This is a genomic window from Psychrobacillus sp. FSL K6-4615 (assembly GCF_038008225.1).
Taxonomy (GTDB): Bacteria; Bacillota; Bacilli; order Bacillales_A; family Planococcaceae; genus Psychrobacillus; species Psychrobacillus psychrotolerans.
On record NZ_JBBOYQ010000001.1, the window covers coordinates 530,611 to 544,130 of the forward strand.

The following is a 13,520-nucleotide window of genomic DNA, read 5'->3' on the forward strand; positions in this document are numbered from 1 at the left end:
AGGTATAATAAAGTGAATATAGTACAAGGAGGTAGGCTCCATGAAAATTTATGCCCATCGAGGTTCTTCAGGTACGCATCCAGAAAACACAATCGTAGCTTTTAAAGCAGCTGCAAAACTACCAATACATGGTGTGGAATTCGATGTTCATATGACCAAAGACCATGAATTGGTTGTAATACATGATGAAACCATCAATCGTACATCCAATGGAACAGGGTTTATCAAAGATATGACATTAGCTGAATTAAAGAAATTTGACTTTGGTTCTTGGTACTCCTACGAATTTAAAAAAGAAACAATCCCCACGCTAAGAGAAGTGCTATATGTATTTAAAGATACACATCATCATCTAAATATAGAGCTGAAATCTGACGTTTTTCCATATGAAGGTATGGAGCAGGCAGTGCTACAAATGTTAAAGGATTATCGATTAGAGGCTCGTGTCGTAATCTCCTCGTTCAACCATGAGATGGTTCGGAATGTTAAACAATTGGCTCCACCTATAGAAACGGCTGTACTCTTTATGGAAGTTATGATTGAACCGCACAAATATGCTGATGTAGTAGGAGCAGATGCCTTACATGCATTTTTCCCGACAGTTCTTAGGAAAATGGGAGCAGAAGCCATTGCAAGTGGTAAAAAAGTTCGTGTTTTTACAGTCAATGATGAAAAGTATGCAGATTTGTTAAAACAAATTGGGATAGATGCTATTTTCACGGACTACCCAGAGAAAATGTGGAAATACCTTCAATCATAAGAAAATGGACTACGAAAAATCGTAGTCCATTTTTTTGTATAATTATTTACTTGCGCGACAGTATTGTATACTAGTGCAGATCAATAAATAGATGCATTTCCCAGTCCACAAGTAATCTTCAGATGAACGCTCTGCACTGCTACGATCTAAAAAATTCTGAGCAAATGAGTTCCAATTGTAAAAGAGAAACTAAATAATTACTTTCTCATCAATAAATACATAAAGTAAGGAGCCCCTATTAAAGCAACTATAACTCCTGCTGGAATCCCATTTGGTTCAATAACATTTCGACCGATCGTATCAGCGAAAAGTAGGAGCCATCCACCTATAAGAATGGAAATAGGGATGAACAATTGATGACGCGGTCCTACTAAGGATTTAGCGATATGAGGAGCCATCAACCCTATAAAAGCAATTCCTCCAGTTACAGATACAGCAGAAGCTGCAAGAGCGACAGCGGCTACTAAGAGAATGATTCGTTCCTTCTCAATTGCAACTCCTACGCCAATTGCCACTGGTTCATTTAAATTAAGTAAATTTAATTTATTTGCCTTATATAACGTAAACGGAATGAGAACGAGTAACCAAGGGAAAAGAGCCAAGATAAATGGCCAATCTGTTCCCCAAATATTACCGGCCATCCAATTAGCGATGAAATCTACCTTTTGACGATCAGCAGATGAGATAAAGACAATCATTAAGCCGGAAAGAGCCATAGAGAATCCAACACCAACTAGTATTAGTCGAACTGGCTGCAACCCAGTTCCTCGCTTATACGAAAGGATATAGATGAAAAAAGCAGTAATTAAGGCACCGATAAATGCAACTAATGGTAGTAAGTATACAAAAGAGCCAGGTTGAATCGGTATAAACAAGAAGAAAATGGAAACTGCCACTCCAGCTCCCGAGTTAATCCCGATAATTCCAGGGTCTGCTAAATCATTACGTGTGATACTTTGCAAAATAGCCCCAGAAAGCGCAAGAGCCATTCCAGCAAGAATTGTAATGATAATTCTTGGTAAGCGAACGGAAAATAAAACAAATTCTTCTTTAAATGTTCCTTGCCCTAAAAAAGTTGGTAAAAGACGATTAAAGGACAGAGTTGAATATCCAATTCCTGCACTAACAAAAGCTGTAATAACAATCAATAACAGCAAAACAATAAAAAATATACGTTGTTTTTTAACTAGCCGACGATGAATCATTGAAATACGCGCCCTCCTTTACGAACAATTACTAAAAAGAAAGGTAATCCCATAATAGCTATGATTGCAGCAGCTGGTGTCTCAAATGGAATATTAATCGTTCGGCCAATTGTATCAGCAAGTAGCATAAGGGTAGCTCCTGCTATTACAGACATTGGGAGTATCAGTCGATAATCTGTTCCTACAATTGCTCGGACAATGTGAGGGACCATCAAACCGACAAATGCCATATTTCCTACAAGAGCAACTGAGGCACCGGCAAGTAATATAACGACTACAAATAAAATCGTTTTTGTTTGAGTTGTTTTTTGCCCAAGTCCGACGGCTACTTCTTCGTTTAAGCTCAAAATAGTTAATTGTCTAGATAATAATAGAGAGACAACTATTCCAATTGCGATAAAAGGAGTAATCATCTGGAGCTGACTCCAGGAGGTTCCTATTAATCCGCCAGCTGTCCACATGGAGACATCTTTGGAAATTTTAAAATAGATTCCAACACCGTCGGCAATCGCATACAAAAAGGCGGAGACTGCAGCACCAGCAAGAACTATTCTTAGTGGAGAAAAGCCTCCTTTTTTCGCTGCACCAATGCCAAATACCATCACTGCCCCAACTGCAGCTCCTATAAAACATGCAATGGTAATGCCGAAGTAATTGATCCCCGGAATTAGAGCCAAGCTAATAGCTAAAGCTGCGTTTGCTCCCGAAGTTAAACCTAATAATCCAGGGTCGGCAAGGGGGTTACGGGTTATCCCTTGCATAATCGCACCAGATACAGCTAAGGCTGCACCAACCAACATAGCAGCGACTTCTCTAGGTAGTCGAAGCTCTCGTAAAATATTGATAGAATCACTTTTTACATGAGAAAATAATGCTTGCCATACATCTTGTAAGGATGTGGAAGCCGCACCAAAAACCATTGAAATACAGAACATCATTAACAATATAATAAGTCCAATAGCAAATTTAAAACTAAAATGAATAGAGGTTTTCATCATGTTATCCTTTCTACAAAAATAGTGGAGGAATCCACTTAGAATTCCTCCACCATAATTACTTACTGTTTAAAAAGCTTTCTTTAAAGAAATCCAATTGATAATCTAACGAGATAGGATCATTAAAGTAAAACTCTTCTGCATTCGCTTCAAACAGTTGACCATTTTGAACAGCAGGAATATTTTTAAATACATCGGTCTCTTGGAATGAATTATCCTGATCTGCTACTTTACTAAAGATGACATAGTCACCAGCAAATTCAGGTAAAACCTCTAAAGATAAAGCATAATATCCAGCCTCTAATGCCATTTCTTTTACTTTTTCAGGCATTTTTAGACCCATTGCTTGATAGATAACTTCTGTCCCTCGACCCCAATTATCTCCAAACACATATAATTGTTTGTCGTAGTTTTCAAAAACGGAAACAGTTGCATCCTCACCAATTACTGCCTTAATTTCTTCTCCAGCTACTGTTGAACGTTCTTTGAAATCATCAATCCATGCTTGTGCTTCTTTTTCTTTATTCAGTAGTTTTCCTATTTCTAAATGCTGCGTCAAATAATCTACTTTTCCATAAGTGAATGTGACTGTCGGTGCAATTTCTTTAATTTTATCTAAGTTTTGAGTAGTAGAGGATCCGATGATTAAATCTGGGTCTAATTCAATAATTTTTTCTAAGTTTTCTTCCGATACTTCCTCCACATCTGCTAGGTATGCATCGTATCCAGGATTAGATTTTGACCATGAATCAACTCCCACTAAATTTACATCTAGTGCAGCTACGTTTCCTGCATAAGTTGAAAGAACGACAACTCGTTTAGGATCTGCTGGAACTTCTACCGGTCCAGTTTCAGATTCATATGTAATGGTAGTAGGTTCATCTTTCGTTTCATTTGCTGGTGTATCAGTGGTTTCACTGTTGCAAGCACCTAAGATAAGTACTAGTAAGATTGTAATCGGCAATATTAGCTTTTTCATCTGTCTATTCCCCTTTTAGTAAATCATATGTAATACACATTGGTTTGTTTGTTCTTGGGTCTATTCCAATTTCGGCATCTATATTAAAGACACCACGTAAAACTTCTTTTGTAATTACTTCTTCACATGGACCTGCTTTCACAATTTGTCCATCCTTTAAAGCAACGATATAGTCTGCGAAGCGGGCTGCTTGGTTTAGATCGTGTAAAACCATTACAATAGTACGTTTTTCTTCTTTGTTTAGGCGTTGCAAAAGCTCAAGAACTTCCAATTGATGCGCCATATCTAGGTAAGTTGTAGGCTCATCAAGAAAAATAATCTCCGTCTCTTGTGCAAGAGCCATCGCTATCCATACGCGTTGACGTTGACCGCCAGAAAGAGAATCGACTGGTAAATACTTAAAAGTATTTGTGTTTGTAACTTTCATTGCCCAATCTATTACTTCATAATCCTTTTGAGAAAGCCGACCAAAACCTGTTTGATATGGGAAGCGTCCGTAAGAAACTAATTCACCTACTGTTAGACCGCTAGCACTTTCTGGAGTCTGAGGTAAAATTGCCATCTTTTTGGCAAGAACTTTCGTGTTTTCTTTGAATACATTTTTACCATCTAATACGACCGTACCAGACTGATGAGAAATGATACGTGTAATAGCTTTAAGCAGGGTGGACTTCCCGCATCCGTTAGGTCCAATTATTGTAGTTATTTTCTGATTTGGAATTTGTACAGATAAATCTTTTACGATCAGTTGCTCACCGTAGCCAATGGATAAATCGTCCGTATATAAACGAACCATTTTAAAAACCTCCAAACTAATTCTTGCTAATTTTACTGATAACGATTATCATTATCATATTAGCAACTATATTTAATTATTCAACTTATGTCAACAAATAATTTTTAGGGGTAGGAGACTAAAAAAATGCATAATGTATTTGATGTGACGGTTATTGGTGGTGGTCCAGCGGGGTTGTATTCTGCTTTTTATAGTGGTTTAAGAGAAATGAAAGTGAAAATTATAGAGTTCCAACCTCAATTAGGTGGAAAGTTGCATGTGTATCCGGAGAAAATGATTTGGGACGTAGGTGGCCAGACTCCAATTTCCGGTGAACGATTAATCGAACAATTAGTTCAACAAGGACTAACGTTCGACCCAGAAGTTGTAGTGAATGAGAAAGTAGAGTCCATTACTCGCCGAGAAGACGGTATTTTTGTTTTGCACGCCGCTTCAGGAGTGGAACATTTTTCGAAAACTATCATCATTGCAGTAGGAAGTGGGATTTTGAAGCCTACCAAACTAGAAATTGAAGGGGCCGAGCGGTTCGAGGTCAGCAACTTAAACTACACAGTCAAATCAATTCAACGTTTTAAAGATAAGACAGTCATTATCTCAGGTGGAGGAAACGCAGCAATTGATTGGGCAAATGAATTGGAGCCTATTGCCAAAAAAGTATATGTGACTTATCGTAAAGATTCATTAAATGGTCATGAAGCACAGGTAACTCAGTTGCTAGAAAGCTCTGTGACCTGCTTCTTCAATACGAAGATTACTAAGCTATTCGCTAATGCAAATCATGACATGATAGAACGAGTTGCAGTTCTTAACAATGAGACAGGCGAGGTTATTCAAGTAGAAGTCGATGAGGTTATTATTAATCATGGCTATGATCAGGATGCAGAACTTCTGAAAAAGAGTAAAATATCCATTGATATTGCAGATGATTTCTATGTGAAAGGTACTAGTAGAGGGGAATCATCTGTTGCTGGGATTTATGCAGCAGGGGATATCATTCAATATCCAGGCAAAGTAAATCTAATAGCCGGGACATTCCAAGATGCAGCCAATGCAGTGAATCAGGCAAAGCAATATATCCAACCAGATGCGAACAAATTCGCAATGGTCTCCTCACACAATGAAGTATTTAAAGAACGAAATAAAAAGTTAGTGAAGCAACTCGTATAACATGAGTGCATAAGGTTCTCCTACCTAAAAAAGTTGTCTCTAAGTAACCAATACTTACTGGAGACAACTTTTTTTATGCAGAAAACGTACCAGGGAAAACCTTACAATTCCAACTGAAATGCAAAAAACTCCAACTAGCAAAAGTGTACTAAAGGAAAAAGAGGATCGTGACATTAGTCGCGATCCTCTTTTTCTTGCCACTCACCATTTAGCTTGATGTTCTTCGATGCATCCGAGTAATTGTTTTACTTCAAGAGTTGGTCCATTTTCTAATTGAATTCTACCATTGAAATAACCCATCATTTGATTTACCTCAGAGTATATAAATTTCATATCCGTTTTAGCAATTCGGTGGAAAAAGGGAGTGAATGTAATATTCACATCTTCAGAGAATTTTGTATGGACTTTCCATGGTTTCATAAAGTCTTTTGTATCGTATGTAAAAAGTAAGTCTTCATGAATTTTGGTCATTTTCCCATCTATGAAAATCGCGTTTTCCGTCATACCTGTACCATCTGTCCATTTGCCTCCAAAATTTAAACCAATTCTTTTGGAGCCAACTCGTTGAGAAGCAAATCCCCAGTTCCAAATAGCAGCTCTTGGCCAAACTCCTCTACCATAGTCAAGAACAGCAAAATTGTCCTCTGCCTGGAATGTGAAGCGGGAATCTCCAATCTTTACAAAACCGGACGTCGGTAGAGTATGGTGCTTCCCAGTAAATTGAAATTGTTGCCGATTCCAAGGAATAACAACATTTAACGAATCATCTTCAATTGGATGAGATATATGTAAATCTGCATGTAATAAGTCTCCATCAAAATCAGGAATTGTTACGGTCATATGCGTTTCGTTTTGTATATACATTAGTTGGATAGACATTTCTTTGGAATGAAGTTGAATACTTTCTAATATATTTGTTGGCATTTTTAGTTTATTTCCCAGGGGAATCGTAACTGTCTTTTCAATATAACGTTGTGTTTCATAATTAAGGAAATAGACAAAGCAAACTGCTGCGTAATCTAGGTGACTAATCGTCGCAGAAAAAAGAATATCGTCCCCAAAAACACACCAATAATTCCATTTCTTCTTGCGCATATAATGACCTTTCAAGTTGCTTTCAATTAGAGGCTTCTTTGCATATCCAATTGCCTTGGGGTTCAAATTACCTTTTTTATCGCAAAGTAGAGTGGGCTCTGAAATTTCTTTTTCTGCATGCTGTTTCACGGACCATCTTCCTTTCTAAAAGTAATTTGTCGAAAAAATTAATTAGTTCATTTATTCCATACTAGCATATATTTCCTGTTTAATCATATAAACAAAATAGAGGGAGGATGAAAATTGGCGACATACAATCGTGAGGCTGCAGTAGCCTATGCACAGAAATGGTGGAACAGTAATAATCCAAGGTTTCCAATGTTCGATGTGGACTGCACTAATTATATTTCACAATGCCTGTTTGCAGGAGGGGCTCCAATGAGAGGGCAACCCAACAGGGAGAGAGGGTGGTGGTTGAGCAGTGAAACATGGAGTTTGAGTTGGAGCACTCCGCATTCATTGCGTTGGTACTTAGCAGGCTCTACAAAGGGTTTGCAAGCAACACAAGTAAATTCGCCTGATCAGTTACTCCCAGGGGATCTTATTTTTTATGATTTCCAAGGCGATGGCAGATATGATCACTCGACCATAGTAACAAGTGTTCAAAATGGTGTTCCTTACGTTAATGCCCATACAAATAATAGCCGCAATAGATACTGGAGCTACGAGGATTCTTATGCACATACACCGAGGACGAAGTATATATTTTTCCATATAAAAGATAAGTTTTAATGGGATAACTTTCGGTAAAAATAATATAATAATTGTCAAAAGACTTCCGAAAAATAGATATTCGGAAGTCTTTTAATATGAGCTATATCTTGTTTAGTTCCTACAAATACCATAGTAACGCAACTGTATCCTCTCCAGCATGTACTGCTAGGGATGTACTAATCTCGCCAATTGTAAACTGTAAATGTGGTGCTTGTTGTAAGATGGCTTCTTTTAAATCATTTGCTTGCTGCTCGGCATTCGCGTGCATTATATATACATGTTGTAAACCATCATTTACCGAGGCTTCAACTGCCTTATTGATGAGATACTGGATTGCTTTTTTATGAGAACGAACCTTATCTAATTCCTTAAGCTCTCCTTGTGGAGTAATTTGAATAACAGGTTTTATTTTAAGGAGGCTTCCTAAATAGAATTGTACACTACTTAGCCTTCCACCTTTATATAGTTGAGTTAAATTTCCTATTAGAATATAGTTGCGAAACTTCGATACCATTCCTCTTAATGCTGCTGCAATTTCCTGGTATGATTGACCTGCTTCTTGTAATTGCAGACCTCTTTCAACTAATCCTGTAATCCCAGCAGATAAGGAAAGGGAGTCAATAAATTCAACTTGAACTTGTGCGATACCAGCTCCACTAATAGAGGAAGAAAGTGTTCCGCTAAGACTTTTAGAGACATGAATTGCTATGATAGAATTATATTCTTTCCCTAATTTTTCATACAACAGAGCAAATTCACCTGCGGAAGGTTGAGAAGTTTTAATAGACGTTGTTCCATTTCGTATACGATCGTATAGTTGTTCGTGTGTAAGATCTACACCATCTACAAACTGCTCTAATCCAAAATGAATGTTGATAGGGATTACGTATACATCGGGGTGGTCTTTTAGTGTGTTGCTCAAGTACGCACTACTATCGATTAACCACGCGATTTTATTCATAGTCATTTTGAACATCCTATCTTGTTTAGTATTTAAATAATAGTAATTATATCATACGAATACAGATTTTATAATTGTATAATCAAGGAAAATACTATGATAGTAATAGTATTATGCTTTCTTATTCCACCATCTTTCCTTCCAAGATTCTACAATGTCGAAGCGGTGACGAATGAGAATAATGATAATGGCAATAGAAACCGGCCAAAGAAAATAAAATGCAGGAATTATCCATATTAAAATAGCATATGCACTAAATGCAACAGTCATACTAAGGGTTGCACTTCTGAATAGCATTATTAAAGCGAGAAAACAAAGGACTAACATCCCAAACAATTGTGGTTGTATAATCATGGAGACACCGATGAACGTGGCAATCCCTTTACCCCCACGTCCTTTTAACCAAAAAGGGAATAGATGTCCTAAAATTACTGCTAGGCCGCCAGCGGCTATATATTCGAGTGGATACTGAAGATGAAAACCGATATAAATAACAAGGACACCTTTTAAAAAGTCACCCAAGAAGGTAAGAAGAAATGCAGATTTACCAAGCACAGCACCCGCATTTCTTGCGCCAAGATTTCCACTTCTTTGTTTACTTAAATCGACTTTTTTCCATTTGCCAATCCACCATGCTGAAAGAAAATTACCGACTATATAACTTAATAACCAATATAAGAGCATATTGTCACCTCAATATATATTCTATTTGTTAGTAAAGGGGGAATACTTTTTGAAGCTTAAATTATATTTGTTATGTATTCCGTTATTATTTTTACTTGCATCTTGTACGAACTCCGAAAATAATTTACCTAAAGCAAAAGATGGAGTTCTAGTTTTATCTAACGATAATTTCTCAGATAACAACAAAATACCACTCAATGGAGAATGGGAGTTTTTTTGGGAAGAGTTACTGAATGAAAGCGAAATAAAAGAACGTACGAAAAAAATGAATCCACCTAACATAAATGTACCATCTTACTGGGAGGATTCGGTTTATACAGCACATGGTTATGGCACATATTATTTGAAAGTGATTTTACCAGTAGGCAAAGTAGGGAATACTTTAGCGATTACTACCGTCAATCAGGGAACCTCTTATACGCTCAATGTAGATGGAGAGCGAATAGCATCTAATGGGTATGTTGGAAATAGTAAAGAAACAAGTACTCCGGAATATTCCGATCGTTTAGTTTATTTTACACCAAGGGATAGGGAAATAAATATCGTATTGCATGTTTCTAATTTTACACACAAATTTGGTGGAGCATTTAACCCAGTTTATATAGGGACACCTGAGAAAGTAATGTATACTCACAATATTCAACTTGCAACCTCCATGTTTATAATTGGAGGTATTCTAATAATGGGCATTTATGAAATATTTATTTACTTGTTCAGAAGAAAGGAAAAGGTCTTCCTTTATTTTGGGTTGATAAATATTGTGATCGCCATATACTCGCTCTTTAAAATGCCATACTATTTCAACAAGATATTTACAGAGGTTCCATGGATCTGGGGACATCGTATAGAGATTATTTCAATTTATTTATTGTTTTTACTTTACTTATTGTTAGGAAAGTCCATGTATCCACAAGAAATGAAGAAGGCGCCAGTACTAATTGGCGTAGTTATTTCGTTAATATGTATAGTTCTCACTTTAGTGTCGCAGCCAATTTTTTATAGTTCTTTATTAGAATATGTTTTTATCATTTTAGGAATATATATGATTTATAATCTATATGTTGTTCTACTTGCCTATAAGAGGAAGCGACCAACTGCACTCGTTAATTTAATAGCAATCATGGTATTCTTTGCAGCAGTTGTAAATGATGTATTTGCTTCTTTGAACTTTATCGAATCTCTTCCGTTTGTGACTATTGGATTCTTTTTTTATGTATTAATACAGTCGATCAATTTAAGTCGTGAATTTGCGCTAAAATTAAATGAAGCGGAGGACCTTTCTTTTGATTTGAAAAAATTGAACTTATCATTAGATGAAAAGATAAAAGATAGAACGGAAGAGCTCAATCAAAAAAATGAAGAACTAGAGCGCTTGACTTTACTAGATGGTTTGACTGGTATATATAATCGGAGGTACTTTGAAGAACATTTGCCTATCTTTTTCGAGGAAGCACGATTGTCTACCAAGCTATTAGCAGTTTTAATGATTGATGTCGATAACTTTAAATTGTATAACGATCAAAAAGGACATGTTGCAGGGGACCATTTGTTGATTAATATTGCCCGACTTTTGAACAATCTCTGTATACCAAATAGTTTTGTTGCTAGATACGGAGGGGAGGAATTTTCTATTGTTCTAATGGATTACTCTGTTCAAGAGATCACCCAGTTTGCAGAAAATGTTCGTCTGGCAGTGGAGGAACAAAAGTATGAGCAAAGTTCTAACTCGACCAATATCACAATTAGTATTGGGGTATCCTCTACAGAAAATCATTCGTTTGTTCATAAAGAAGAGCTTGTAAAAAGAGCAGATCAGGCTTTATACGCTTCTAAGTCAAACGGAAAAAATCAAGTCACTTTCTTATAAATGATTAAATTGGTATGATGGAGAAAATAACTATTAGTGAAAAGGGAGAATGGAATAGTAAATGGTGCAATCACTGACAGTACGAGATGCGATAATTCAAAGAAGATCTATAAAATTATTTAATGGACAGCCTGTAGATAGAGAAATGTTGTTATCTATTTTAGATGATGCTGTTTGGGCACCCAACCATCAGTTGAGACAGCCATGGAGATTTATCGTGGCATGTGGGAAAGAATTAGATGATTTATATATTGTACTTAAGGAATTTGCAATTCCAAAATGGAATGAGCTTTCTGAAGAAGACTTAGAAAAGCAAATGAAGAAAATTACTACTCCAGGAGGTTACGTATTTGTTGTAGTCCCTGAGGATGCTCGTCAAAAAGAACGTTTAGAGGATTATGCAGCAGCAAGCATGCTTGTACAAAATATCCAATTACTAGCTTGGGATCATGGTATTGGATCTTGTTGGAAAACACCAGGATATTTAGATAATCCATTGTTCCGAAAAACTCTTGGAATTCAACCTGGGGAACGTATTATTAGTATGCTACAAGTTGGATACTTTGATGAAATGCCAAAACCAAGAGATCGCAAGGGCGTGGAAGATCTAGTAACGATTTTTGAGAAAAAAGAATAACTAAAAGTAAAGCGGGTGAGAGGCATAGGTCTCTCACTCGTTTTTTTAGATACTTAATATATATAAATCTACCGTGCTTACTGAGTTCAATGAACTTAGCTTACGGGAGTTAAAACTAACTCTAGCTGTATCCATAAAACCCTCTTATATAAAAAAACACATGGATTAGAAAACCCATGTGTTCTCATAGTTATTTTTTTAAATCTTCTTTTGAAAGCTCAGCTAACTCGAAATAATAATCACCAATTACGCGAAGCCCTTGGTCGAAATTTTCTAAATGGAAATGCTCGTTAGGTGCATGGAAGTTTTCTGAAGATAATCCGAAGCCCATTAATACGACTGGAAGTCCAAGAATTTCATCAAATGCAGCTACAATTGGAATAGATCCTCCGCCACGAGTATATGCTGTAGGAACGTTATACACTTTTTCATAACTACGCCCAGCTGCTTGAATAGCAGGGTGGTCGAAAGGAGTGATGAACGGCTTGCCTTTATCGAATTCTGTAAGGGTAACAGCAACTCCAACTGGCTTGTTTTTTTCAATATGTGCTCTTAATTTAGCAACAATTTCATCTGGATCTTGATCAGGCACTAGGCGGCAAGTTATTTTTGCCCCAGCTTCACTTGGAAGCACTGTTTTAATACCTTCACCCGAGAAACCTCCGAAGACACCGTTAATCTCTAGAGTAGGTCGTGCCCACACTCGTTCTAAATGAGTGAATCCTTTTTCACCGAATAATTCATCGACACCAACTTCGGCCTTCAAATCATCTTCATTGAAGCCAAGTGAAGCATAAGCTTCTCTTTCTTCATCAGCCAAAGGACGAACATTGTCATAGAAACCTTCTACTTCAATGGTTCCTTCTGCATCACGGAAAGATTCCAAGATAGAAACTAGTGCGTGGATGGAGTTTTGAACACCGCCACCATAAAGACCAGAGTGAAGATCGCCTTTTGCACCTTTGACATCAATCTGAACGCCACATAACCCACGTAACCCGTAGCACACTGCTGGTTGACCAGGGCCTTGCATACCCGTATCAGATATGACAATAACGTCTGCTGAAAGTTTTGCTTTATTTTTTTCAATATATTCTTCAAGATTAGGGCTACCAACCTCTTCTTCACCTTCTATTAAAAACTTAACATTTACTGGTAAGGATTTGTTTGTTTGAAGAAGTGCTTCAATAGCTTTTACATGCATAAATACTTGTCCTTTATCATCACTTGACCCACGAGCATATAACTTATTGTCCCTCACTTGTGGTTCAAATGGCTCGCTATCCCATAAGTGAAGTGGATCTACTGGTTGAACATCATAATGTCCGTATATAAGCATAGTAGGTTTACCTTCTGCATGTAACCAATCAGCATAGACGACGGGATGGCCACTAGTTTTATCGACTACCACATTGTCTAAACCTGCTTTAGTTAGAGAATCTGCAAGCCACTCGGCACCTTTTTGCATATCAGCTTTATGTTCAGATAAAGAAGAAATACTTGGAATACGTAAAAATTGTTTCAGTTCTTCTAAATGTTCTTCTCTTTTCTCTGTGAAATAATGGTCTAATGTAGTTAGTTGACTCATTACAATCCCTCTTTTCAAAAAGTTTCGTGAATAGAAATAGTATAGCATAATTTATCATTATACTCGGTATAA

13 protein-coding genes are annotated in these 13,520 nt (G+C 36.9%); 5 read left to right on the forward strand and 8 right to left on the reverse strand.

Annotated features, from left to right (window positions below; genetic code table 11):
- The first annotated feature begins 40 nt into the window (after positions 1-40).
- Positions 41-760: a glycerophosphodiester phosphodiesterase gene (locus tag MKX53_RS02595; protein ID WP_340908835.1), complete on the forward strand. Its 720-nt coding sequence runs from the start codon at positions 41-43 to the stop codon at positions 758-760.
- A 197-nt stretch (positions 761-957) separates the two neighbouring features.
- On the opposite strand, the gene MKX53_RS02600 is transcribed toward MKX53_RS02595, so the two are convergent.
- The 4 genes from MKX53_RS02600 to MKX53_RS02615 are packed head-to-tail and all read right to left on the reverse strand — an operon-like array spanning position 958 to position 4,735.
- Positions 958-1,965 (reverse strand): FecCD family ABC transporter permease, encoded by a 1,008-nt coding sequence (locus MKX53_RS02600; protein ID WP_340908837.1) that lies wholly within the window; start codon positions 1,963-1,965, stop codon positions 958-960.
- On the reverse strand, positions 1,962-2,960 hold the full coding sequence (locus MKX53_RS02605) for a FecCD family ABC transporter permease (RefSeq protein WP_445678276.1): 999 nt from the start codon (positions 2,958-2,960) through the stop codon (positions 1,962-1,964). The genes MKX53_RS02600 and MKX53_RS02605 overlap by 4 nt, the downstream gene beginning before the upstream one ends.
- Positions 2,961-3,018: 58 nt before the next feature.
- The gene (locus tag MKX53_RS02610; protein ID WP_340908840.1) at positions 3,019-3,939 is read right to left on the reverse strand and encodes an iron-hydroxamate ABC transporter substrate-binding protein; all 921 of its coding nucleotides are present in this window, start codon (positions 3,937-3,939) and stop codon (positions 3,019-3,021) included.
- A gap of 4 nt (positions 3,940-3,943) precedes the next feature.
- Positions 3,944-4,735 (reverse strand): ABC transporter ATP-binding protein, encoded by a 792-nt coding sequence (locus MKX53_RS02615; protein ID WP_340908843.1) that lies wholly within the window; start codon positions 4,733-4,735, stop codon positions 3,944-3,946.
- A gap of 126 nt (positions 4,736-4,861) precedes the next feature.
- Here MKX53_RS02615 and MKX53_RS02620 point away from each other — a divergent pair, with 126 nt between their 5' ends.
- Positions 4,862-5,902: an NAD(P)/FAD-dependent oxidoreductase gene (locus MKX53_RS02620; RefSeq protein ID WP_093535915.1), complete on the forward strand. Its 1,041-nt coding sequence runs from the start codon at positions 4,862-4,864 to the stop codon at positions 5,900-5,902.
- A gap of 201 nt (positions 5,903-6,103) precedes the next feature.
- Here the strand turns inward: MKX53_RS02620 and MKX53_RS02625 are convergent, their stop codons facing one another.
- Positions 6,104-7,126, reverse strand: a complete 1,023-nt coding sequence (locus MKX53_RS02625) for a DUF2804 domain-containing protein (RefSeq protein ID WP_340908845.1) — start codon at positions 7,124-7,126, stop codon at positions 6,104-6,106.
- Positions 7,127-7,240: 114 nt separating this feature from the next.
- Here MKX53_RS02625 and MKX53_RS02630 point away from each other — a divergent pair, with 114 nt between their 5' ends.
- Complete coding sequence (locus tag MKX53_RS02630; RefSeq protein WP_340761412.1) at positions 7,241-7,729, forward strand: amidase domain-containing protein; 489 nt, start codon at positions 7,241-7,243, stop codon at positions 7,727-7,729.
- A 100-nt stretch (positions 7,730-7,829) separates the two neighbouring features.
- Here MKX53_RS02630 and MKX53_RS02635 read toward each other — a convergent pair whose 3' ends face one another.
- Together MKX53_RS02635 and MKX53_RS02640 are read right to left on the reverse strand one after the other, a co-directional pair.
- A complete protein-coding gene (locus MKX53_RS02635; protein WP_340908846.1) occupies positions 7,830-8,678 on the reverse strand; it encodes a DegV family protein in 849 nt (282 codons plus the stop codon).
- Positions 8,679-8,783: 105 nt separating this feature from the next.
- Entirely contained in the window at positions 8,784-9,356 is a 573-nt protein-coding gene (locus MKX53_RS02640) for a glycerol-3-phosphate acyltransferase (RefSeq protein WP_340908849.1), read from the reverse strand.
- Between the two features lie 49 nt (positions 9,357-9,405).
- Between MKX53_RS02640 and MKX53_RS02645 the strand changes: the two genes are divergently transcribed.
- Together MKX53_RS02645 and MKX53_RS02650 are read left to right on the forward strand one after the other, a co-directional pair.
- On the forward strand, positions 9,406-11,223 hold the full coding sequence (locus tag MKX53_RS02645) for a sensor domain-containing diguanylate cyclase (protein ID WP_340908850.1): 1,818 nt from the start codon (positions 9,406-9,408) through the stop codon (positions 11,221-11,223).
- Positions 11,224-11,284: 61 nt separating this feature from the next.
- Positions 11,285-11,860 carry a nitroreductase family protein gene (locus MKX53_RS02650; protein WP_340908853.1) on the forward strand — a complete coding sequence of 192 codons (576 nt, stop codon included), beginning with the start codon at positions 11,285-11,287 and terminating at the stop codon, positions 11,858-11,860.
- A 190-nt stretch (positions 11,861-12,050) separates the two neighbouring features.
- Here the strand turns inward: MKX53_RS02650 and MKX53_RS02655 are convergent, their stop codons facing one another.
- Positions 12,051-13,448 (reverse strand): dipeptidase, encoded by a 1,398-nt coding sequence (locus MKX53_RS02655; protein WP_340908856.1) that lies wholly within the window; start codon positions 13,446-13,448, stop codon positions 12,051-12,053.
- Positions 13,449-13,520 lie beyond the last annotated feature (72 nt).

What these genes read in the sequence shown, in the direction of transcription:
- MKX53_RS02595 (WP_340908835.1), top strand. Translation starts at nt 41, where the DNA reads ATGAAAATTTATGCCCATCGAGGTTCTTCAGGTACGCATCCAGAAAAC.
- MKX53_RS02620 (WP_093535915.1), top strand. Translation starts at nt 4,862, where the DNA reads ATGCATAATGTATTTGATGTGACGGTTATTGGTGGTGGTCCAGCGGGG.
- MKX53_RS02635 (WP_340908846.1), bottom strand. Translation starts at nt 8,678, where the DNA reads ATGACTATGAATAAAATCGCGTGGTTAATCGATAGTAGTGCGTACTTG.
- MKX53_RS02605 (WP_445678276.1), bottom strand. Translation starts at nt 2,960, where the DNA reads ATGAAAACCTCTATTCATTTTAGTTTTAAATTTGCTATTGGACTTATT.
- MKX53_RS02655 (WP_340908856.1), bottom strand. Translation starts at nt 13,448, where the DNA reads ATGAGTCAACTAACTACATTAGACCATTATTTCACAGAGAAAAGAGAA.
- MKX53_RS02610 (WP_340908840.1), bottom strand. Translation starts at nt 3,939, where the DNA reads ATGAAAAAGCTAATATTGCCGATTACAATCTTACTAGTACTTATCTTA.
- MKX53_RS02615 (WP_340908843.1), bottom strand. Translation starts at nt 4,735, where the DNA reads ATGGTTCGTTTATATACGGACGATTTATCCATTGGCTACGGTGAGCAA.
- MKX53_RS02650 (WP_340908853.1), top strand. Translation starts at nt 11,285, where the DNA reads ATGGTGCAATCACTGACAGTACGAGATGCGATAATTCAAAGAAGATCT.
- MKX53_RS02640 (WP_340908849.1), bottom strand. Translation starts at nt 9,356, where the DNA reads ATGCTCTTATATTGGTTATTAAGTTATATAGTCGGTAATTTTCTTTCA.
- MKX53_RS02600 (WP_340908837.1), bottom strand. Translation starts at nt 1,965, where the DNA reads ATGATTCATCGTCGGCTAGTTAAAAAACAACGTATATTTTTTATTGTT.